Origin of the sequence: Alteromonas sp. OM2203 (assembly GCF_048517045.1) — a bacterium.
Taxonomy (GTDB): domain Bacteria; phylum Pseudomonadota; class Gammaproteobacteria; order Enterobacterales; family Alteromonadaceae; genus Alteromonas; species Alteromonas gracilis.
In genome coordinates, this window is record NZ_CP183209.1 from 4064111 (window position 1) to 4083641 (window position 19531).

General features: G+C 44.5%; 21 protein-coding genes. 11 read left to right on the top strand and 10 right to left on the bottom strand.

Annotation, left to right across the window (positions count from 1 at the left end):
- Positions 1-138: 138 nt before the first annotated feature.
- Positions 139-471, bottom strand: a complete 333-nt coding sequence (gene metJ, locus ACM0P2_RS17805) for a met regulon transcriptional regulator MetJ (protein WP_159119345.1) — start codon at positions 469-471, stop codon at positions 139-141.
- A gap of 160 nt (positions 472-631) precedes the next feature.
- Here metJ and metF point away from each other — a divergent pair, with 160 nt between their 5' ends.
- The gene (metF, locus tag ACM0P2_RS17810) at positions 632-1519 is read left to right on the top strand and encodes a methylenetetrahydrofolate reductase (RefSeq protein ID WP_105932193.1); all 888 of its coding nucleotides are present in this window, start codon (positions 632-634) and stop codon (positions 1517-1519) included.
- A 219-nt stretch (positions 1520-1738) separates the two neighbouring features.
- Positions 1739-2623, top strand: a complete 885-nt coding sequence (locus ACM0P2_RS17815; RefSeq protein WP_159119346.1) for a virulence factor BrkB family protein — start codon at positions 1739-1741, stop codon at positions 2621-2623.
- 101 nt (positions 2624-2724) lie between these two features.
- Here the strand turns inward: ACM0P2_RS17815 and ACM0P2_RS17820 are convergent, their stop codons facing one another.
- Together ACM0P2_RS17820 and ACM0P2_RS17825 are read right to left on the bottom strand one after the other, a co-directional pair.
- Entirely contained in the window at positions 2725-3363 is a 639-nt protein-coding gene (locus tag ACM0P2_RS17820) for a DUF2959 domain-containing protein (RefSeq protein WP_159119347.1), read from the bottom strand.
- Positions 3360-3602, bottom strand: a complete 243-nt coding sequence (locus ACM0P2_RS17825) for a hypothetical protein (RefSeq protein WP_159119348.1) — start codon at positions 3600-3602, stop codon at positions 3360-3362. Before ACM0P2_RS17825 ends, ACM0P2_RS17820 begins: the two co-directional genes overlap by 4 nt.
- Positions 3603-3790: 188 nt before the next feature.
- Here ACM0P2_RS17825 and pip point away from each other — a divergent pair, with 188 nt between their 5' ends.
- The 3 genes from pip to ACM0P2_RS17840 all read left to right on the top strand — a co-directional run bounded on the left by pip (position 3791) and on the right by ACM0P2_RS17840 (position 6247).
- Positions 3791-4768, top strand: coding sequence for a prolyl aminopeptidase (pip, locus tag ACM0P2_RS17830; protein WP_173360578.1), 978 nt, complete (start codon positions 3791-3793; stop codon positions 4766-4768).
- Entirely contained in the window at positions 4765-5202 is a 438-nt protein-coding gene (dtd, locus tag ACM0P2_RS17835) for a D-aminoacyl-tRNA deacylase (RefSeq protein WP_173360579.1), read from the top strand. Before pip ends, dtd begins: the two co-directional genes overlap by 4 nt.
- 130 nt (positions 5203-5332) lie before the next feature.
- Entirely contained in the window at positions 5333-6247 is a 915-nt protein-coding gene (locus ACM0P2_RS17840) for a bifunctional GNAT family N-acetyltransferase/hotdog fold thioesterase (protein ID WP_159119351.1), read from the top strand.
- A 97-nt stretch (positions 6248-6344) separates the two neighbouring features.
- On the opposite strand, the gene rpoH is transcribed toward ACM0P2_RS17840, so the two are convergent.
- The gene (rpoH, locus tag ACM0P2_RS17845; protein WP_105932186.1) at positions 6345-7199 is read right to left on the bottom strand and encodes an RNA polymerase sigma factor RpoH; all 855 of its coding nucleotides are present in this window, start codon (positions 7197-7199) and stop codon (positions 6345-6347) included.
- Between the two features lie 596 nt (positions 7200-7795).
- On the opposite strand from rpoH, the gene ACM0P2_RS17850 reads away from it, so the two are divergent.
- Together ACM0P2_RS17850 and ACM0P2_RS17855 are read left to right on the top strand one after the other, a co-directional pair.
- Positions 7796-9022, top strand: coding sequence for an EAL and HDOD domain-containing protein (locus tag ACM0P2_RS17850; protein ID WP_419226932.1), 1227 nt, complete (start codon positions 7796-7798; stop codon positions 9020-9022).
- A gap of 155 nt (positions 9023-9177) precedes the next feature.
- The gene (locus ACM0P2_RS17855) at positions 9178-10416 is read left to right on the top strand and encodes an EAL and HDOD domain-containing protein (protein WP_159119353.1); all 1239 of its coding nucleotides are present in this window, start codon (positions 9178-9180) and stop codon (positions 10414-10416) included.
- A 28-nt stretch (positions 10417-10444) separates the two neighbouring features.
- Here ACM0P2_RS17855 and ftsX read toward each other — a convergent pair whose 3' ends face one another.
- Genes ftsX through ftsY form a run of 3 tightly spaced genes read right to left on the bottom strand, consistent with a single transcriptional unit; the run spans position 10445 to position 13762 of the window.
- Positions 10445-11425, bottom strand: a complete 981-nt coding sequence (gene ftsX, locus ACM0P2_RS17860; RefSeq protein WP_159119354.1) for a permease-like cell division protein FtsX — start codon at positions 11423-11425, stop codon at positions 10445-10447.
- Positions 11422-12135: a cell division ATP-binding protein FtsE gene (ftsE, locus tag ACM0P2_RS17865; protein WP_105932182.1), complete on the bottom strand. Its 714-nt coding sequence runs from the start codon at positions 12133-12135 to the stop codon at positions 11422-11424. Before ftsE ends, ftsX begins: the two co-directional genes overlap by 4 nt.
- 25 nt (positions 12136-12160) lie before the next feature.
- Positions 12161-13762: a signal recognition particle-docking protein FtsY gene (gene ftsY, locus ACM0P2_RS17870; protein ID WP_419226933.1), complete on the bottom strand. Its 1602-nt coding sequence runs from the start codon at positions 13760-13762 to the stop codon at positions 12161-12163.
- A gap of 66 nt (positions 13763-13828) precedes the next feature.
- On the opposite strand from ftsY, the gene rsmD reads away from it, so the two are divergent.
- Complete coding sequence (gene rsmD / locus ACM0P2_RS17875; RefSeq protein WP_159119358.1) at positions 13829-14500, top strand: 16S rRNA (guanine(966)-N(2))-methyltransferase RsmD; 672 nt, start codon at positions 13829-13831, stop codon at positions 14498-14500.
- A gap of 140 nt (positions 14501-14640) precedes the next feature.
- On the opposite strand, the gene ACM0P2_RS17880 is transcribed toward rsmD, so the two are convergent.
- Positions 14641-15219 (bottom strand): YjaG family protein, encoded by a 579-nt coding sequence (locus tag ACM0P2_RS17880; RefSeq protein WP_159119359.1) that lies wholly within the window; start codon positions 15217-15219, stop codon positions 14641-14643.
- A 2-nt stretch (positions 15220-15221) separates the two neighbouring features.
- A complete protein-coding gene (locus ACM0P2_RS17885) occupies positions 15222-15824 on the bottom strand; it encodes a YhgN family NAAT transporter (protein WP_159119360.1) in 603 nt (200 codons plus the stop codon).
- Between the two features lie 455 nt (positions 15825-16279).
- On the opposite strand from ACM0P2_RS17885, the gene ACM0P2_RS17890 reads away from it, so the two are divergent.
- Positions 16280-16462: a MerR family transcriptional regulator gene (locus ACM0P2_RS17890; protein ID WP_105932177.1), complete on the top strand. Its 183-nt coding sequence runs from the start codon at positions 16280-16282 to the stop codon at positions 16460-16462.
- A 113-nt stretch (positions 16463-16575) separates the two neighbouring features.
- Here the strand turns inward: ACM0P2_RS17890 and pepB are convergent, their stop codons facing one another.
- Positions 16576-17859, bottom strand: a complete 1284-nt coding sequence (gene pepB / locus ACM0P2_RS17895) for an aminopeptidase PepB (protein WP_159119361.1) — start codon at positions 17857-17859, stop codon at positions 16576-16578.
- A 243-nt stretch (positions 17860-18102) separates the two neighbouring features.
- Between pepB and sfsA the strand changes: the two genes are divergently transcribed.
- Together sfsA and dksA are read left to right on the top strand one after the other, a co-directional pair.
- The gene (sfsA, locus tag ACM0P2_RS17900; protein ID WP_159119362.1) at positions 18103-18819 is read left to right on the top strand and encodes a DNA/RNA nuclease SfsA; all 717 of its coding nucleotides are present in this window, start codon (positions 18103-18105) and stop codon (positions 18817-18819) included.
- A 221-nt stretch (positions 18820-19040) separates the two neighbouring features.
- A complete protein-coding gene (gene dksA / locus ACM0P2_RS17905) occupies positions 19041-19490 on the top strand; it encodes an RNA polymerase-binding protein DksA (protein ID WP_105932256.1) in 450 nt (149 codons plus the stop codon).
- Positions 19491-19531 lie beyond the last annotated feature (41 nt).

Consider the following 19531-nt stretch of genomic DNA (forward strand, 5'->3'; position numbering starts at 1 on the left):
GTTGCTAAGCGCAGGTTTTAGCTTCTCAACACAGGCTGTAAATTGCTGATATAACACGCAGCAAAAAGCGGTGCCTTTAGTGCGAAATCATTTCACAGTAAGGGCGCCGCTTTTTATATTTTAATTAGAAGGTAACGATTAGTCGTCTTCGGTTACGTTGTTCTCGAAACTTGGGTCAATCCCCATCTCTTCCATAATACGTCTAGCTTCTGCCGGGACGCGGTTAAGGTTGTCTTTACGCAGATCATCATCGTTTGGCAAAGGCTGCCCAGTAAACGCATGTAGAAATGCTTCACAAAGCAGCTCGGAATTAGTCGCGTGACGCAAATTGTTTATTTGACGGCGGGTGCGCTCATCAGTCAGAGCTTTGAGTACATTAATTGGGATAGAGACAGTGACTTTTTTTACTTGTTCGCTTTTTTTGCCATGCTCTGCGTAGGGGTGAATATATTTGCCATTCCATTCTGCCATTGTGCTAACTCGGTCTACTCTTTTTATATTATGAACAGAAATTCTAAACAAGTTCACGAAAAGGTCAATTGAGCAGTGTAAACCTCTTGACGTCTAGACATATATTCTTTAATTTAGACGTCTAAACGTCCATAAGAACATATTTTTGAGAGAATAAACCATGGTTTCGTACGCGCAAGGTATCGATGCATTAAACCAGTCCCTGTCGGAACTGCGTGATATAGATGTATCTTTTGAATTTTTTCCGCCTAAAACGGAAGCCATGGAGCAAACCCTTTGGAAATCGGTCGAGCGTTTAGCGCCGCTAAAGCCCAGCTACATGTCGGTAACCTATGGTGCAAACAGTGGCGAACGCGACAGAACTCACGATGTTGTTAAACGCATTCAGCAGCAGACAGGCGTAGCCGCAGTTCCTCATTTAACCTGCGTCGATGCGAGCCGCGATGAGCTTAAACAAATTGCTAAAGACTACTGGGATTCAGGTATTCGCCGTATTGTAGCGCTACGGGGCGATTTGCCGCCGGGAGTAGAAAAAACAGAGATGTATGCCTCTGACTTAGTTGCACTTTTGAAAGACGTTGCCGATTTTGATATTTCTGTTGCTGCTTATCCTGAAAAACACCCCGAAGCGCCTAATGCCCAATTCGATTTACTCAATTTAAAGCGCAAAGCAGAGGCTGGCGCTACGGAAGCCATCACGCAGTTCTTCTTCGATACTAGCGTATTTTTGCGATTCAGAGACAGAGCCGCCGCCGCTGGTGTAGATTTAGATTTAGTACCGGGTATTTTACCCGTAACCAACTACCAAACTTTGGTTAAGTTCGCAGGTTTTACGAACGTACACGTGCCTGGCTGGTTACACAAAATGTTTGATGGCCTTGATGCTGATGACCAAGCTACTCGTAACCTTATTGGTGCAAACATTGCTATGGATCAGGTTAAAGTGCTGGCAAAAGAAGGGGTAAAGCACTTCCACTTTTATACATTGAACCGCAGTGAACTCAGCTATGCTATCTGTCACATGTTGGGTGTGCGTTCAGGTGCGTAAAACCAATCCGCAAAGGTAGTCACTTTGAGTGGACGAAACATGCAGACGAGAAGGCGCAGCTAATGCGCCTTTTTTGTATAAAGTTTATATTAAACTTTTGCCAGCGAGGCCGCCCCCAGTTACCATTCAAATAACAAGTTATGAACTATCGATACCCATGGGTCTTAAAATCAAGCCCCCCATACTCCTTCTTTATAAGGTATCGTCAGGAGAAGTTGAGTGGATTTAGACAAGGTTAAAACCTTATATAACAATGTTACCCCTCAGATGAGAGAGCTTTTCAGCATTTTCATAAAGCGCTGCAAAGAAGATAATATAACTATCTCTGCCGGCCATTTAGCTTATGTAACGTTGTTATCTTTGGTGCCATTTATTATGGTGACCTTTACCATCATGTCTGCGTTTCCCGCTTTTGCGTCTGTGCGCAGTAAACTTGAGCACTTTGTTTTTAGCAATTTCGTGCCGACGGCCAGCGATGTAGTCCACAAATACATGACCGACTTTGTGGGAAATGCTTCTCAAATGAGCGCCATTGGTATTTTGTCGCTTTTGGTCGTTGCGCTCATGCTAATATCAAACGTAGACAAAACGCTTAACCGAATTTGGCGCACACAAAGTGACAGACCGATTGTATATACCTTCGCTATTTATTGGATGGTAATCACCCTTGGCCCCATGCTTATTGGCTCTAGCGTAGTAGTCAGCTCTTATTTAACCGGTCTTGCGGCATTTACCGAAGAGTACACACCTGGGCTTGGAACATTTTTATTAAGTCTCGTGCCCAGCGGCGCTGCCCTCCTCGCTTTTGCCATTTTGTATATGGTGGTCCCAAACAGACGAGTTTATGCGCGACATGCCTTTGTTGGCGCTGTTGTTGCCACTATCGCTTTTGAAATAACGAAGTCTGGCTTTGCGCTCTACGTCACAAACTTTCCATCATATGAACTGATATACGGTGCTCTTGCCGTCGTACCCATCCTCTTCTTGTGGGTCTATCTATCATGGATAATCGTATTATTCGGTGCAGAGTTCACCTGTAGTCTAGGCGAAGCCTTTGAGAACAAAAAAGCGGAAAATGAACCTCGCAAGGTACCTAAAGAGTAGTACGTCGTTTCACGATAAACTGTAGTGAAAAAGCACTCGAAGTAGGATTGTAGTTATAAAAAAGGGGAGCGTTGCTCCCCTTCTCTGTTAGTACTTATTCTCTAATTTTTCATTGATGCTATGAAAGCATCAGACTCTGCTATAGCCGAGTTCATCTGGCCAATAAGCTGTGCAACGTTGTTTTCAATCGTTGAGAGCTCACCTTGCAGTGCACCAATGGCGCTAGCATTTAAGTTATGCTTTAAGTACAACACATTGTCTTGCAGTGCGCTAAGCACAGGAGGCATTTTACTCTCTGCTTTGCGCATGGCTTTCATCAGTGACGCATAGCGACGCTGAGTTTCACGAAGCTTTGCTGAGCTGTCGCGCTTGAGCGAAGCATTCTCGTATTTTTCCAGCTCTTCTGACCATTCATCGAACAAGGCTTCGGCCACACTCTCGACTTTATCAATACGTGCGCTTACCTCTTCTGATGCGGCAACACTGTCTTCGTACTGTCCGTTAAGACGGTCGTAAATATCTTCTAATTCGCCGCCATCGAAAGCAACGGCTGCACTAAACGCCTCAAGGGCTGAGCTAAACTGCTCTTGTGCGTCTTCTTGCGATTCTTTGGCGTTTTCTACACGGTCGACTAAGATATCGCGCTTTTCAACGCCTACCTTTTCCCATGCCGCGTAGTATGCAGACTGACATCCACTTAGGGCAAGCATAGCAACCAATGCCGATGCGATTAATTTCATGCGGTTACTCCACCTCTATAACGTGCTGCACTTATGATGCTGATTAGATGTAAGATGGCTCCTAATGGCCAAAATACAATAGCAAGCACGACTGTTGCCGCGAGAGCATAGCAAACGCCAACTGCCACAAAGTAGAACAAGGCACCTAAAATTCGACCTTGAACCAAATGACCCAAACCAGGAATAAAAAAGTTACAAATTGCGGCGATTACATTACCGCCCGATCCTTGACCCGCCATATAAACATCCTCGCATTTATGACTATAATATGATTAGCTAGTACGTAATGACATTTGTTCTATAGTATACACTTTGTGTTTAACACTTAATATCTAAACAAAAACAGCGTTGAAGCAGTCAGCACGCAAACGTTTGTATAACAATAAACTAAACTAAAACAGGCACTCACACAACGCGCAGAAACAAAATGAAACGACTTTACCCCGATGTTACCTGCTATGAGAATGGATTTATCGAAGTAGGAAATGGGCACTCGCTTTACTTTGAACAAAGTGGCAACCCAGACGGTATCCCCGTACTCTTTATCCACGGTGGGCCTGGCGCTGGCTTGCCACCTAACTATAAATGCTTCTTCGACAGTAATAAGTATCGCATAATCGGCTATGAACAAAGAGGGTGTGGTCGTTCGACACCTATTGCAGATACGCTTAACAACGACACATGGTTAAATGTTGAAGATATTGAGGCGTTAAGAGCACACCTTCACGTGCCCAAATTACTTTTGTTTGGCGGCTCTTGGGGCTCTACGTTAGCGTTGCTGTATGCGCTTAAATACACCGACCATGTGACAGGGCTTATTCTTCGCGGCGTTTTTCTTGCCAGACAAGAAGATAGAGACTGGTTTTTAGCACCATCTGGATGTGCAGCCCAGTTATTTCCAGAACACTACCGAAGATTTATCAAAGATGTTCCCACGCCCGTTACGTCGAAAGCCGTTTGTGACTTCTACAGCGCAATGGTTCGCTCTAGTAATGACGTGCTGCGTCACGCCGCGCTGAAAAGATGGTATCAGTGGGAAGAGCGACTTTCGCGTCTATCTTTGCCGCCAGGCGTTGGTGACTCAACCACCCACTACCCTATGCATCTGGTAACCTGTTTAGCCACGCTGGAATGTCATTTCCTTTCTAATCAATGCTTTTTAGAAGAAAACTATATACTTGAAAACATTAGCAAAATAAGCCATATTCCTGGCACAATTGTTCACGGTCGATACGATATGATTTGTAAAACAGAAGCGGCGGAGACCCTTCATAAAGCATGGCCACAAAGCCAGTTACAAATCATACCCGATGCAGGACACAGTACGTCAGAGCCAAGCATCGGCTATGCGCTGTGCCGCGCGACCCGCGATATGTCACGTTTTATTCAGGAGTCATCTAAGTGATAGGATTAATCCAACGTGTATCACAGGCTAATGTAACTGTAGCAGGCGAAGTTATTGGCGAAATTGGTAACGGCATGCTTGTGCTGCTAGGCGTTGAAAAAAAAGATGGTGACGAAGAAATTGAAAAGCTTGCTAATAAACTGTGTCGCTATCGCATGTTCAATGATGAAGATGGGAAAATGAACCTTAATATTGAGCAAGTAGGCGGTGAGTTCTTAGTCGTATCACAGTTTACTCTCGTAGCAGATACGCAAAAAGGCAACAGACCCGGTTTTTCGCGTGGCGCGCCTCCCGAACACGGTGAAGCCATTTACAAAAAGTTTGTTAATACGCTTAAAAATAAAGGCATGACCGTGGCCACGGGCGAATTTGGGGCAGATATGCAGGTTGGTCTTATCAATGACGGTCCAGTAACATTCCAATTCAACGTGTAGTTGCTTCTTAGCTACACAGAGGAGCCATTCTCTTCTACAAACGCCCTTCTCAGCTCCTACAAATAAACTTGTACCGTTCGTATTCTTACGTTTAAATACTCTTTCATTTTTTTAATAAGGCCGGTTTATTGTGTATAAGGTAGTGACGCCAAAGAGCGATACCGAATTTGAAGCCTATTTTCATTTTCGGTGGGAACACCTACGCCAGCCGTGGAACTTCCCTCCGGGTTCAGAAAAAGACGAATACGAACAAGTCGCAGAGCACCGTATGATTACCAACCGCAGTGGAGAAGTGGTAGCCTGTGGTCGAGTGCATTTGAATACTGCAGAAGAAGCACAAATAAGACACATCGCCGTTCACTCTGATCATCAGCGCAAAGGGCTAGGTCAGATGATGATGGCAGCGCTAGAAAACGTTGCAAAAGACCTTGGTGCAGAGCGAGCAGTCACTAACAGTCGCGAGATTTCAATCGACTTCTTCAGTGCTTGTGGCTTTGAAATAGAACGAGAAGCGCCAAACGAGCTCGGTATGTTAAAGCGCCAGCAGATGGTAAAAAAGTTTACCGAAAATAATACTTTAGTGCTCCACCCTAAGTGGTGCAAAACGCTTCAAGAAACGTGGTCAGAAACGATACCTATTACTGAACATATGGGTATCAAGCTGTATCAATACACCGGGCGCACACTTGAAACGCGCGCATCGCTAAATAAAAACATCAATATTCACGGCACCATGTTCGCAGGCAGTATATTTTCGTTAGCCACACTTACGGGGTGGGGAATGATTTACCTGCAGCTCAAAGAGCGTGGGTTAGACGGCGATATTGTCTTGGGCGATGGAGACATTCACTACCACAAACCTATTACTATGAAGCCAAGGGCAATCTGTAATATCGAAACCTTATCTGGAAAATTCAAACCTTTAGAGAATGATAATAAAGCTCGCTTCGAGTTGAGCGTGGCGATATTAGATGGGGATTCACCGGTGGCGGAGTTTGAGGGAGTATTTTACGTACTTCCTGTTGCTAAAAATAAAGAAAAGTAAGGCTAATGTTTTAACTTTTTTGAAGCAATAAAAAAGCGCCTTAAAGGCGCTTTTTCAATTCGTATCTATCAAGCGTTCAGGCTGATTACGTTTATTACTACGCAACCATAGCTGCTTGCAGTTTCTTCATCGCATTCTTTTCAATTTGACGAACACGCTCTGCAGAAACCTGATATTTGTCAGCCAAGTCTTGTAGCGTAATTTTGTTATCTGCTAACCAACGCGTCTCAATGATATCTTGACTACGCTCGTCTAGCGTTTTTATCGCTGAATACAGTCGCTTACTTGCCGCTGTATCCCAGTCATTATTAATGACATCAGTTTCAACATCAGAAGACTTATCTTCCAAAAATTGAACCGGCGCAAAATTACCCGTCTCATCTTCGTCTGCTGTTAAGTCAAACGCTTGATCTTGGCTGCTCATACGCGCTTCCATTTGAAGCACTTCTTTTGTGCTAACGCCAAGCTCGTCTGCTACGGTTTGTACTTCAGCATGAGTAAACCAACCTAGACGCTTTTTCGCCTTACGTAGGTTAAAGAACAATTTACGCTGCGCTTTTGTAGTCGCAACCTTCACTATTCTCCAGTTTTTAAGTACAAACTCATGAATTTCTGCTTTGATCCAATGAACCGCGAAAGAAACCAAACGCACGCCCACTGTTGGGTCGAAGCGTTTAACGGCTTTCATCAGACCGATGTTACCTTCTTGAATTAAGTCGGCTTGTGGTAAGCCATAACCTGAGTAAGATTTTGCAATGTGCACTACAAAACGAAGGTGCGACATTACTAGCTTTCGAGCGGCTTGTAAGTCTTCGTCTTCGCGAAGGCGCACTGCCAACTCACGCTCTTCCTCAGCGCTAAGCATATCAATGCTGCTTACAGCTTGGATGTAGCCTTCAATGCTACCGCTGTGTGGCACTGACAGGGCCATAGATTGCAAATTGTTGCTCATTGTTCACCTCATTTATTGCCGCTTCATATTAACAAAGTAACCGAAGCTGCGCGAGACCTAATTAAGATATGAAGTTTTACCGATATGTAGGTATGGTGGCACTTCCTACAATATCAAGACCTAGATTATTAAAAAAAGTTCAAATTAACGTTCTGAATATCGCTCCACACTAAACGGCTGGCGAGTAATATTAAATTAACTGCTGACCAAAGCAATAATCGAATTAAATGAACAATACCAAACGAAGCAGTCACACCTGCTTGACTGCAGTTAGTCTGAATCTTCAGTAAACTATCATAGCATTATACGTTAATTACCAAATATAGACGCAAAGCTAATCTCAGTGGTATGAAATTCAACGCTTAATTGTCACCCCAACGCGATTACTCAATCACTATCGTTTTTCGTGATTCTTAATCGGGTAATCATATCTCTTGCTTTTCCTCTTTAAAACTGAAGATAATAGATTGGATTAATCGATTTTGCACTACAGCTGCTGCAACGCATTTTCCGGATAATGTGCCAATAAATGGACTTAACGCTTAAAGGGAAATACTAGGCAAAGAAGTAAGGCAAGTGAAGCAAAGAGGACCTTGATGTTTGCTTACGTCGCTAGACAGCCCATATTCGATGTAGACCGAGAGGTGTACGCATATGAATTACTTTTTCGTATTGGCGAAGAAAATTGCTTTCCAGATATCCCTCCCGATGAAGCTACCTCTAAGATACTAACTTCAACCCATTTGAGCTTAGGTATTGAAGAGATCACGGGAGATAAAAAAGCGTTCATTAACTTTCATCGCGATACGCTAATGTTTCGCTTTCCCACCTCTTTGGACGCGAACAAGGTTGTCATCGAGATTGTAGAGACGGTTGAAGTAGACGAGGCGCTAGTTTCTGCTTGCAGGCACATTCGCGGGCTTGGCTACCCTATCGCCTTAGATGATTACGATATGAAAGGGAAATGGGAGGCGTTTATCCCCTTTACCAGCATAGTCAAAATCGACATTACCGAAATTGCTCACGATGAAATTCCCGCGTTAGTTGAACGCTTTAAGTCTAAAAATATTAAACTCGTCGCTGAAAAAATTGAGACTTATGAAGAGTTTAATAAGTTTAAAGCCATGGGCTTCGACTATTTTCAGGGTTACTTTTTAGCAAAACCTGAAATTGTTAAACACAGAAAGCTAGGCCCTAGCAGCCTTACCATGATGGAGTTACTCACGCTGAGTAGTCAGGCGAAACTGAATTTCGATGAAGTAAACAAAATCATAGAGCGTGACCCGTCCCTCACTTATTTGCTGCTGCGCTTTATAAACAATCCTATGGTGAATAAGCGGCATAAGATTACTTCTCTCAAGCACGCGTTAACATTTATGGGCGAAATTGAAGTGAAGAAATTTATTTCTCTGCTCGCTCTTGCCAACTTAAACGATGGTCAACCGACAGAGCTGCTTCAGATGGCACTGGTACGCGCAAAGTTTTGCGAGTTAGTATTTTCTCAGCTTAAAGATGCAGATAACCCGCTTAAGGGTTTTTTAACGGGCCTATTGTCCTTATTAGATGCCATGATGGAACAGCGTATAGATGACTTAGTCAGTAAAGTTCCAATTAGTGACGATGTAAAAAATGCCCTTTGCGGTGGCACAGGAATGCTTAGAAACTGCTTAACCTTGGCGCAATTATTCGAACGTGCAAAGTGGACCGGAATACAACAATTTGCCGTGAAATATGACATTAGCCAAAGCCTTCTTCACAGCTATTATAATGAAGCAATTAAATGGGCCAAACATATCCATCAATCAGCGTTGAAGGATAATTAAATGGTTCACCTTAGGAGATAGTTGATAATTAATGGTTGAATAGTTGTTAGATTACGAATACATATCATAGACTAGAGAGTGACTTAACGTCGGTTCGGTCAAAATTGGAATTATAATTAGTAACGATATCAGTTCGTTTTCAACAGGAAGAAATTATGTTCGCGTTTATAGCTCGTCAGCCCATTTTAGATAAAAGCAAAAGCGTATTTGCCTACGAACTTTTGTTCAGGGATGGTAAAGCGGGCGCTTATCCGGAACATAAGGAAGAGAAAGCAAAGTTTATATCTGAACATTTTCACCCTTTAGGCCTTGATGATATTAGCGGCGAAAAAACATCGTTTATTTCTTTTTCTTCTGACACACTCATTTCTCGCTTTCCCACAACTCTGAATCCGGAGTTTGTCGTTGTTGAACTTGCTGACCCAACGGACACATCCAGCGGACTATTTGAAGCCTGCCAGCACATAAAGCAGCTTGGGTTTAGGTTGGCAATAGACGACCCCATGATGGTGGCATCGAAACACGATATATTCCCGCTTATTGATATCGTCAAAGTTGATGTGTCGAAGGCGCGTTTTGAAACCATTGAAAAACATATTCCACGCTATCGCGATGCAGATGTCCAGTTAGTGGCTGAGCAAGTTGACACTCAAGACAATTTCTCAACATGTCTCGATTTAGGGTTCGACTTTTTTCAAGGGTACTTTTTTTCTCAGCCAGAAGCGCGAATTTTAAAGCAATTGCCTGCGTCGAAAATGAACATCGTCGATTTGATGGGTGAGAGTTCGAATAACAGTTTTGACATTGACCGTATTAGCCAGATTATTGAGCGCGATGCCACGCTAAGTTTTTTACTACTGAAATTTATTAATAACCCTACCATCAACAAGCGCTATAAGATTACCTCGCTCAAGCATGCCCTAAATTATATGGGCGAAGTAGAGATTAAGAAATTTATTGCGCTATTAAGCTTAACGAATTTAGGTGACGACAAGCCACTTGAAATTATTCATATGTCACTGGTTCGCGCTAAATTCTTTGATCTTCTGGCAGAGCGTCGAGGAATGAAAAACAATCCGCCTATAGCTTTCTTAGCTGGTTTGTTCTCGCTGCTTGAGGGACTCCTTGACCAATCTATGACTGACATTTTGAAACAATTGCCGTTGTCAGAAGAAGTGAACGATGCCTTGCTTGGTAAAAACATTGAAATTGCCAACTACATGACGCTAGTTCGTGCTTTTGAAAGTGCACTTTGGATGAATGTAATAAAACAAGCAAAGCTACTTAATATCGACCAGAAGCAGCTTCATATGCTTTATAACCAAGCAATTGTATGGGGTAACGGGGTTCGTAGTGCAGTCACATCCCATTACCCACGAGCAATAGCACAGTAGCCATTCTTATAGTTAGTAAAGTGGCTATTTATTTTGGCTCTATTTCTCTAACGTGTCGCTGAACTGAGATGAGTGAGCCCAGTAAACCTAAAAGCACTGATAATCCAAGCATAGTCAGCAATGCGGTTCCAGTGAGACCGGTAATATTAAAGTCTTTTTGATACATGGCCGCGAAGGTAGTGATACTGCTATCCATCCACCACAATATTATGATTACAGCAAACCAGGCCATAAGACCGCCTAACAGGCCATACCAAAACCCGGTGTATAGAAATGGACGGTGAATGAATGCGTCGGTGGCTCCAACCAGCTTCATCACCACTATTTCGTCGTATTTATTGAGTATGTTGAGGCGGATGGTGTTGCCGATAATAAGCACGACTGCAATGAAAAGCAGAAGCCCAATTAACGTGACAAGGTCTCGGGCGATATCAATCACTGCATATAGTCGCTCTAACCACTCAATATCAAGCTTACCAATATCTACCTCTCGCTGCTGACGAAGCTTGTCTAACAATGCTTTTGCAGCGGTGGGCGATGCATATTTTTCAGCTGGCGTGACGAGTACTACATCGGGCAGCGGATTTTTCTCAAGGTAAGCAATCGCATCACCTAGCCCCGATAAGTGCTGAAACTCCCTAAGCGCATCATCGGCAGGAATGTAAACAACACTGTCTATTTCAGGCCATGTATTCAGCCTAGCCACCAACTGCTGTGAACTTGCGGCACTCATAGTAGGTTTCAAGAATAACGAAATTTCCGAGGCCTGGTCCCAGCCTGCAGTTATTTTTTCCGTGTTTTTAACCATGATATAAAGAGTACTGGGTAAGGTTATACTTAGACCCAATACACCTATAGTCATTAGTGATGCTAGTGGCTGGCGCCAAAGCTCGCCCAGGCTCGATAACGCTTGTCGCACATGACTTACAAAAAACATGACGATAGATTGAAGAAAGCCCACCTTAGCAGAAGACGCTCCCTTCGCTCGCCCTTTGAATAATATACTCATGACCAGTCTCCCTCACCGCTATCTGAAGTGCCATAGTCAAGGCCGTCGGTCAGGCCATCGGTAATCATTTGTCCGTTTTTGAGCGTTAAAGTACGGTATCGCATTCGGGCAATAAGACCCAGATCGTGAGTAGCAATTAACACTGACACACCTGCCTGGTTAAAATCCTCAAAGAGACGAATAATCTCCATGGACAATTTAGGGTCAAGGTTACCCGTAGGCTCATCGGCAAGTAGTAAGGGAGGTTTGTTGACAACAGCACGAGCTATTCCAACACGCTGTTGCTCGCCCCCTGATAAGGTGATGGGCAAACAACGGATTTTATCTCTAAGACCAACCATCTCAAGGGCTGCTTCCACACGCTTACGTATTTCTTTGTGAGTATACCCCTCAATGACTAGAGGCAAAGCCACGTTGTCAAAAACTGACTTGTCCATCAACAGTTGGTGGCTCTGAAAAATCATCCCTATATCACGACGGATATAGGCAATATCTCGGCGAGTAATAGCATTAAGGTCGTGGCCGTTGATGAGAACCCGTCCCACCGTTGGGCGTTCCATAAGGCTTATAAGTTTGAGCAGTGTACTTTTCCCTGCGCCAGAGTGCCCTGTTAAAAAGGCCATTTCGCCTGGCGCGATATGAAAGTTCACTTTACTAAGCGCGCGCTGACCGCCCGGATAGGTTTTGCTTACCTGCTCAAACTTTATCATTCTTTTTCCCTAACGCTTACTGGTTTTAGCTTTCCGGTGTTTCCATTTCGCTAAACAGCGCATCAATAAATTCTTGTCCGTCGAACTGGCGTAAATCGTCAATGCTTTCACCTACACCGATATACCTAATAGGAATATTAAATTTATCAGCAATAGAAAAGATAACGCCACCCTTCGCAGTACCATCTAACTTAGTTAGGGTAATACCCGTTAAGCCCACCGCTTCGTTAAACAACTTCGCTTGGCTAATTGCGTTCTGACCAGTACCCGCATCTAACGTAAGCATAACTTCGTGAGGCGCGTTTGGATTAATCTTCTTCATCACGCGAACCACTTTCTTAAGCTCTTCCATCAAGTTATTTTTATTCTGCAAGCGCCCGGCGGTGTCTGCAATTAATATATCGGTACCGCGAGACTTAGCCGCCTCAAGCGCGTCATAAAGCACTGATGCACTGTCAGCGCCAGTGTGCTGTGCTATAACAGGAATATTGTTTCGCTCGCCCCATACCTGAAGTTGCTCAACCGCTGCTGCTCTGAACGTGTCACCTGCAGCAAGCATGACCTTCTTACCCTCTTGCTGAAACTGCTTGGCCAGCTTTCCTATGGTGGTGGTTTTACCCACACCGTTTACCCCGACCATTAAAATGACAAAAGGACCTTCGCTAGAGTCATGAGCCTTCATCACATCAGGTAAGGGCTGATTGACTTGTGACAACATGCCTGACATCTGCTGCTTCATTATCTCTAGTAACGCTTCCGCGTCTTTAAGATCTTTTCGAGAGGCACTGTCAGTAAGGTGGTTTATGATCTTCTGAGTGGTGTCCATACCCACATCTGCCACTAAAAGCTGCGTTTCAAGGTCTTCATACAGCTCGTCATCTATCGCCTTACCTTTAAACAGGCTAACAATCCCGCTGCCTAAATTTTCTTTCGTGCGCGATAGGCTTTCTTTTAAACGTGCAAAAAGGGATTTCTTTTCTTTGGGCTTGTTTTCCGCCTCGGCTTTAGCGCGCGCTTCTTCTTCCGCTTGCGCCTTCGCTTGTGCTTCTGCCTCGGCTTTAGCGCGAGCTTCTTCTTCCGCTTGCGCCTTAGCTTGTGCTTCTGCCTCGGCTTTAGCGCGCGCTTCTTCTTCCGCTTGCGCCTTAGCTTGTGCTTCTGCCTCGGCTTTAGCGCGCGCTTCTTCTTCCGCTTGCGCCTTGGCTTGTGCTTCTGCCTCGGCTTTAGCGCGCGCTTCTTCTTCCGCTTGCGCCTTAGCTTGTGCTTCTGCCTCGGCTTTAGCGCGCGCTTCTTCTTCCGCTTGCGCCTTAGCTTGTGCTTCTGCCTCGGCTTTCGCGCGAGCTTCTTCTTCCGCTTGCGCCTTGGCTTGTGCTTCTGCCTCGGCTTTAGCGCGCGATTCTTCTTCCGCTTGCGCCTTCGCTTGTGCTTCTGCCTCGGCCTTTAAGCGCGCTTCTTCTTCCGCTTGCGCCTTAGCCTGTGCTTCTGCCTCGGCCTTTAAGCGCGCCTCTTCTTCCGCTTGCGCCTTAGCCTGTGCTTCTGCCTCGGCTTTCGCGCGCGCTTCTTCTTCCGCTTGCGCTTTTTGTTTCTCTGCTTTTTTGTTCTTGCTGAACCAGCCAAAAAGTTTCGACATCGTTAGGACAAATCCTTATAAATTCTTAGCAAATTCGGCTACACTTGCCGCCTACTGAATGAACGCATGATACCACTGTCAGACACTATGAAGCGAGTTTCTCGCCCTACTCGGGCATCATCTTCTGCAAAAAAACAGCATTCTTACAAAAATGCCAAAGTCCACAGGCCAAATAGCAATGGTCAAATTAGAATTATTGGTGGTCAGTGGCGTGGAAGAAAGCTACCCGTGCTAGATGCAGAAGGGTTAAGACCGACAACTGACAGAAATAAAGAGACGCTTTTCAACTGGTTAATGCCTTACGTAAATGGCGCTCGCTGCCTGGATGTTTTTGCGGGTTCCGGAGGCTTAGGTTTAGAAGCACTCTCTCGTTATGCCTCTCATTGCGATTTTATTGAACTTGATAAACATGCGGCAGCTCAGCTTGAAAGCAATCTCGCTTTACTGAAAGCAAACGAAGTGGCGTCAGCCAGTGTTCACCAAGGTGATGCGCTTAGTATTTTGAACAGCACTAGCGCGGCCCCCTACGACATTGTTTTTGTCGACCCACCATTTGCCAAAGACTTGGTATTGCCCTCGCTCACGTCTTTAGAAAAAAATAATAGAGTGCAAAGTGGTAGCGTGGTGTATTTGGAGCATGAGAGTTCACTGACAACGCCCGCTCTACCTGACAACTGGCAGATTATTAAAGAAAAGCAAACTAGCGCGCTGAGATATATGCTTATTGAGGTGCTATAAGTCGCGCAATACTGAAGAACACGTGCCGTTGAGAAATTTGTTTGTCGCCAACAATATGCAAATACCAACCTTGCTTTTCCATTGATATTTGCATTTATACCAATCCGCATAGATAAGACTAACTTGGAGTAAGTAACAAATTACAGCTCTAGGCCAATATTAGAAATGCCAGCCTCCAAGGCAAGGGCTTTCAACTCATCGACAGCTTTTGCCGGATACTTAGCTTGTTCCACATAGTCGAGGAGTTCGTTTTGCACTTCGACTTCAAACGCCATTAACGGATGGGCTTTGACGCTTTCATCATCGGCCTCTTCAGTAGCAAGCAAGTAAGCTTCAACGCTTCCCTGAGATAATTTGCTGATGACAACCGCACCTTGGGGATCATCACCCGCTATCAGGTTCAACAATGCAGCCAAACCAATAGCAGCGTCGATAGCCGGATAAACGCCATAATTATCAAAGTCACTGGTATCTGGCGTGGCTACTTCCACCTTTTCCAGTTGAACAGCAATATTGAATTTGCTTTTTGGTGACTTAAGCGTTTCCCACACCAAATTTAAACAGTTACGCAGCGCATCTGCATCGCCACTTTCAGTTAATTCACAAAAAAGAGCATAGTTTGGCAACATACGCTCGAGCAACGCAGCGCCAAATGCAACGGCTTTCCAGCCTTCTAGGGCACGAACCCGCCCGAATGTATTAAGCTTTTGCTTTACCATTTTTACAGTGCTCCAGTGGCATGCATGAAATATTTGGTAACGCCATCAAGAAGCATCTGGATGGCAATCATAACCAGGATCATACCCATTAATCGTTCCATAGCAACTAGACCACGCTCCCCTAAAACTTTATGGAAAATGTTTGAAAACATTAAAATTACTGCACTAATTGTCCACGACGCTGCGAGCGCTATCGACCAGTCAGCCATTCTATCGGGGGCCTGATTAGCAAGTAAAATTAACGCGGCTAACGTTGATGGACCAGCAATCATGGGGATAGCCAGCGGCACTAGAAAGGGTTCTTCGCCAACGGCGAGACCACTTGTACTGCCCGATGAAGGAAATATCATCTTAAGTGCTATCAAAAATAAAATTATACCACCAGCAATGCTCACCGTTTCCTGCTCAACATTTAAAAAGTTAAGCACCGATTGCCCGCTAAAAAGAAAAAGAAACAGGATACCTAAGGCGAACAACAACTCTCTTATGAGAATAAACTGGCGTCTTTTCGGCTCAATAGACTTGAGGACCGACATGAACACAGGAAGGTTACCAAGGGGGTCCATGATCAAAAAGAGCATGATGGCAGCAGACCAAGTGTCCATATTCTTCGTGTCTCCGAAATTGAGCATATGCCCGTTATTTATGTAAACCGCCAAGTATAACTCAAGTTTGGGGCTATTCGCGCGCAATGGTAAACCAAGCGACCTGAGTTAAAAACACCTTTTGCATGTCAAATGCCTCTTACGTCGCCCGTGCTGTAAGACCGAACTCGGCTAAAATTAATAAAAACACAAAAAATAGTCGAAAATTCGCCGAAATGCGCTTAACTAAAAAGACGATAAAGTGGCAAGTTAATGTCAGGTTGACTGCTTGCAGGTCATTTCAGCGCTAATGCGCTTAAATGACTTTAAAGTACGAAAAGATGACTTACCCGAAAACCTAACCTTTACACCGTTTAGGTAATGTTTTATCGAGCGAACTTTTGATGTAATTAAAATTGATAAGTATTTTGCCCGACGCAGAGGTTTAATACCAATAATCAAAACTAGGAAAAACAATGAGTTTAATGACAGTTAAAGAAGTGGCAGCCTATCTCGGCGTACAAGATGTTAGGGTTGAACGCCTCGAGCGAGAGAGTTTATTAGTGTCTAAAGACAAAGACACAGATGGCAACCCACTTTTTGACAGCTCAGACGTAGAACGCTACAAACAGCTCGCCGAACGCTTAGGTGGCATTTAACGAGAAAGGGGCGCAACGTTTATCATCGCGCCCCTCTTTTGTTAAATAGCGTTTTAGGTAAAGGCAACGTACAAGAGTAGCTTGTACGAAACCGTTCACGCCTAAATCGACCTTTACGCGCTATAATCCTTTAGGACTCTAGCAATAGAGCGAATACCTTTCGCAGTTGCGCCCACCGGCATTTCAGATGTTGCGCCGCCATGGTATGCCGCAGCTAAATCTAGGTGTATCCAGCCTTCAGGTTTTACAAAGCGCGAAAGGAACCCTGCAGCATTTGACGCACCACCACCGCCGCCGCCTTTCATTGGCCTACTGTTAGCGGTATCTGCAAATGCTGACGGACAACGCTCGGCGTGAAAATCTTCAAGTGGAAGCGGCCAAAAGCGCTCGTTTTCTTCTTTTGCTGCGTGAAGCATTTGTTCGCGAGCATTGTCATCTAACGAAAATACTGCGTGATAGTCGGAACCGAGCGCCACTGCTGCTGCGCCCGTCAACGTTGCCGCATCGATAATGAGTGGCGCCCCCGTTTCCGTTGCCGCCATTAGTCCATCAGCCAGCACTAATCGCCCTTCAGCATCGGTATTAACCACTTCGACCGTAACACCATTTTTATAGGTCAACACATCGCCCAATTTGTAAGCATGACCGCTAATTAGGTTTTCTGCGCAGCAAAGAATAAGTTGAATGCGTTTTTCAATACCCTGCGTTATGGCAAGACCTAAAGCACCTGTTACCGTCGCTGCGCCGCCCATATCGCACTTCATATCTAGCATACCTTCGCTAGACTTAATGCTGTAACCGCCGCTATCAAAGGTAATTCCTTTTCCGACAAGCACAGCGTCAACAGGCGCATCTTCTTTACCTGTAGGGTTATAGTCTAATACTAACATTGCCGGTGGACGTTCACTGCCGCGGCCAACGTTGTAAATACCAATCCAACCTTGTTCCTTAAGCTCTTCTCCAACCGTCATAGAGTAAGTGACGTTATCACCACCTAATGACTTGATCCATTGCGCCGCCCGCGTAGCTAGGGTTTCAGGGCTTAAATCTTCTGGTGTATCATTAACAAGCTGACGGGTGAACAGGAGCGCTGCATACTCTTGCTCGAGCGCAGCTTTGTCATTCGTGTCTGCCCACTTAATTGATGCAGGTTTACGGGCACGGGTAAAGCTCAATGCAAAAGCCCACTGTTGCTCTTTATGCCAGTCTCCCACCAAGGTTACTGAGGGTAAGTTTAAGCCATCTAGCTTCCTGGCTGCTTGTTGAATAAAACGCTCGTTAAGCTTGTCGTCAGGCAGATGAATAACTGCACCTGACTCATTAAAAGAAAGCTTTGCATTTTCGCCCCAAACAGCATCTGCGCTGTTTGTCGAAAGGCTAATGGTAAAATCTGCCATCGCGTCTTTTCCTTATACATCGTTATAATATTGATGAACGCTTTTTGCGCTCAGTCGAATGTTTGTTACTCTCTTGCGTTTGATAAACTGCCTTACGGCTTGAAGCAGTGTATTAGTATATCGGCCTATAAACTGAGAGCCTAAAAACTTGAGCCTTCTCAATGAATATTATTCACGTTGAGCGTATTTTGACTCCATCACACATTAGCGGCTTCAAACTAATTATTTACAAAGAGGCGACTCATGAAGTTTTCACCTTCTTTACTACGTGGCACCCTAATAAAAAGATACAAGCGTTTTCTTGCCGACGTTGAGCTTGATAATGGGGCTATCGTTACTGCACACTGCCCTAACACTGGCGCCATGACAGGCTGTGCCGAGCCCGGCTACACGGTATATCTTAGCGAGTCGACCAATCCTAATCGAAAGCTGAAATACACTTGGGAACTCGCACAAACTTTCGACGGCCATTTCATCGGCATTAATACGCACAATGCTAATAAGTTGGTGGCAGAAGCGCTAGATAACAAGGTCTTGGATCAATTTTCTGACATAACCTCATGGAAAGCTGAAGTAACACCGCCTTTAGCCAACAGCCGGTTCGACTTCCAATTAATGCGCAAAGATACGCAGCTTAACGACATAGTTGAATACATGGAGGTAAAGTCGGTTACATTAGCAAATACAGATAAAGGCTTTTTTCCCGACGCCGTAACACAACGGGGGGCTAAACATTGTTTAGAACTTGCTCGCTTAGCAGAGAGTGGCGTTAAAACTACTTTGCTGTTTTGTGTTCAGCATACGGCGATAAAGAGTGTGCAGGTCGCAACCCACATTGATCCAACCTATGCTAAAAGCGTAAAGATTGCCGCTAACGCTGGTGTAACGGTCTCTGCTGCAGGCTGTATAATAGACGAACAAAAAATCCTATTAAATCAAACACTCCCTTTGATTTTGTAAAAAATAGGTTGATTTTTTTCATTTCGCCTTCATATTTGCGCCTTGTTTTAGTGGGAGAACGCACTAATTCGATTGCTGGTAGCCACCTGGCTAAATGATAAAAATGATACACCAGCATAATAATTACATAGACACGATTGATTGCCTGAAGTTGTCGAGTCTGATATAGATATCGGTCCAATCAGGACAAGATGGATGTCGTAGTGTAGGAGATGTGGCAAATGCCAACAGGAAAAGAAACAAAATCCCTAGGACTATTAGCGCTGGCAGGTTTGCAGCCGTACGAGCCTAAAGCTGATGAAGAGTACATGGGCGATGCCCAATTAGAACACTTCAGACTATTGCTTAAAGCGTGGCGTAACCAACTTCGCGAAGAAGTTGACCGTACGGTAACTCACATGAAGGATGAAGCCGCAAACTTCCCTGACCCTGTAGACCGCGCAGCTCAAGAAGAAGAGTTTAGCCTAGAATTACGCACACGTGACCGTGAGCGCAAGCTAATAAAGAAAATTGAAAAAACGCTTAAGCGGATTGAAGCAGATGATTTCGGTTTCTGCGATTCATGTGGTATCGAAATAGGTATTCGCCGTTTAGAAGCCCGTCCTACAGCTGATTTATGTATCGATTGTAAGACAATGGCTGAAATCAAAGAAAAGCAGCTACAAGGTTAATTCACTAGCCTCGTTAATGTTGTTATAGAAAGCCTCATCCC

Bases quoted from the DNA above. Each gene is read 5' to 3' on its own strand.
- ACM0P2_RS17820 (WP_159119347.1), bottom strand. From the start codon at position 3,363: ATGAAATTAATCGCATCGGCATTGGTTGCTATGCTTGCCCTAAGTGGA.
- dksA (WP_105932256.1), top strand. From the start codon at position 19,041: ATGCCAACAGGAAAAGAAACAAAATCCCTAGGACTATTAGCGCTGGCA.
- ACM0P2_RS17885 (WP_159119360.1), bottom strand. From the start codon at position 15,824: ATGGACACTTGGTCTGCTGCCATCATGCTCTTTTTGATCATGGACCCC.
- metJ (WP_159119345.1), bottom strand. From the start codon at position 471: ATGGCAGAATGGAATGGCAAATATATTCACCCCTACGCAGAGCATGGC.
- rsmD (WP_159119358.1), top strand. From the start codon at position 13,829: ATGATACCACTGTCAGACACTATGAAGCGAGTTTCTCGCCCTACTCGG.
- pepB (WP_159119361.1), bottom strand. From the start codon at position 17,859: ATGGCAGATTTTACCATTAGCCTTTCGACAAACAGCGCAGATGCTGTT.
- ftsY (WP_419226933.1), bottom strand. From the start codon at position 13,762: ATGTCGAAACTTTTTGGCTGGTTCAGCAAGAACAAAAAAGCAGAGAAA.
- ACM0P2_RS17855 (WP_159119353.1), top strand. From the start codon at position 9,178: ATGTTCGCGTTTATAGCTCGTCAGCCCATTTTAGATAAAAGCAAAAGC.
- metF (WP_105932193.1), top strand. From the start codon at position 632: ATGGTTTCGTACGCGCAAGGTATCGATGCATTAAACCAGTCCCTGTCG.
- ftsE (WP_105932182.1), bottom strand. From the start codon at position 12,135: ATGATAAAGTTTGAGCAGGTAAGCAAAACCTATCCGGGCGGTCAGCGC.
- ACM0P2_RS17850 (WP_419226932.1), top strand. From the start codon at position 7,796: ATGTTTGCTTACGTCGCTAGACAGCCCATATTCGATGTAGACCGAGAG.
- pip (WP_173360578.1), top strand. From the start codon at position 3,791: ATGAAACGACTTTACCCCGATGTTACCTGCTATGAGAATGGATTTATC.
- rpoH (WP_105932186.1), bottom strand. From the start codon at position 7,199: ATGAGCAACAATTTGCAATCTATGGCCCTGTCAGTGCCACACAGCGGT.
- sfsA (WP_159119362.1), top strand. From the start codon at position 18,103: ATGAAGTTTTCACCTTCTTTACTACGTGGCACCCTAATAAAAAGATAC.
- ACM0P2_RS17825 (WP_159119348.1), bottom strand. From the start codon at position 3,602: ATGGCGGGTCAAGGATCGGGCGGTAATGTAATCGCCGCAATTTGTAAC.
- ACM0P2_RS17890 (WP_105932177.1), top strand. From the start codon at position 16,280: ATGAGTTTAATGACAGTTAAAGAAGTGGCAGCCTATCTCGGCGTACAA.
- ACM0P2_RS17880 (WP_159119359.1), bottom strand. From the start codon at position 15,219: ATGGTAAAGCAAAAGCTTAATACATTCGGGCGGGTTCGTGCCCTAGAA.
- ftsX (WP_159119354.1), bottom strand. From the start codon at position 11,425: ATGAGTATATTATTCAAAGGGCGAGCGAAGGGAGCGTCTTCTGCTAAG.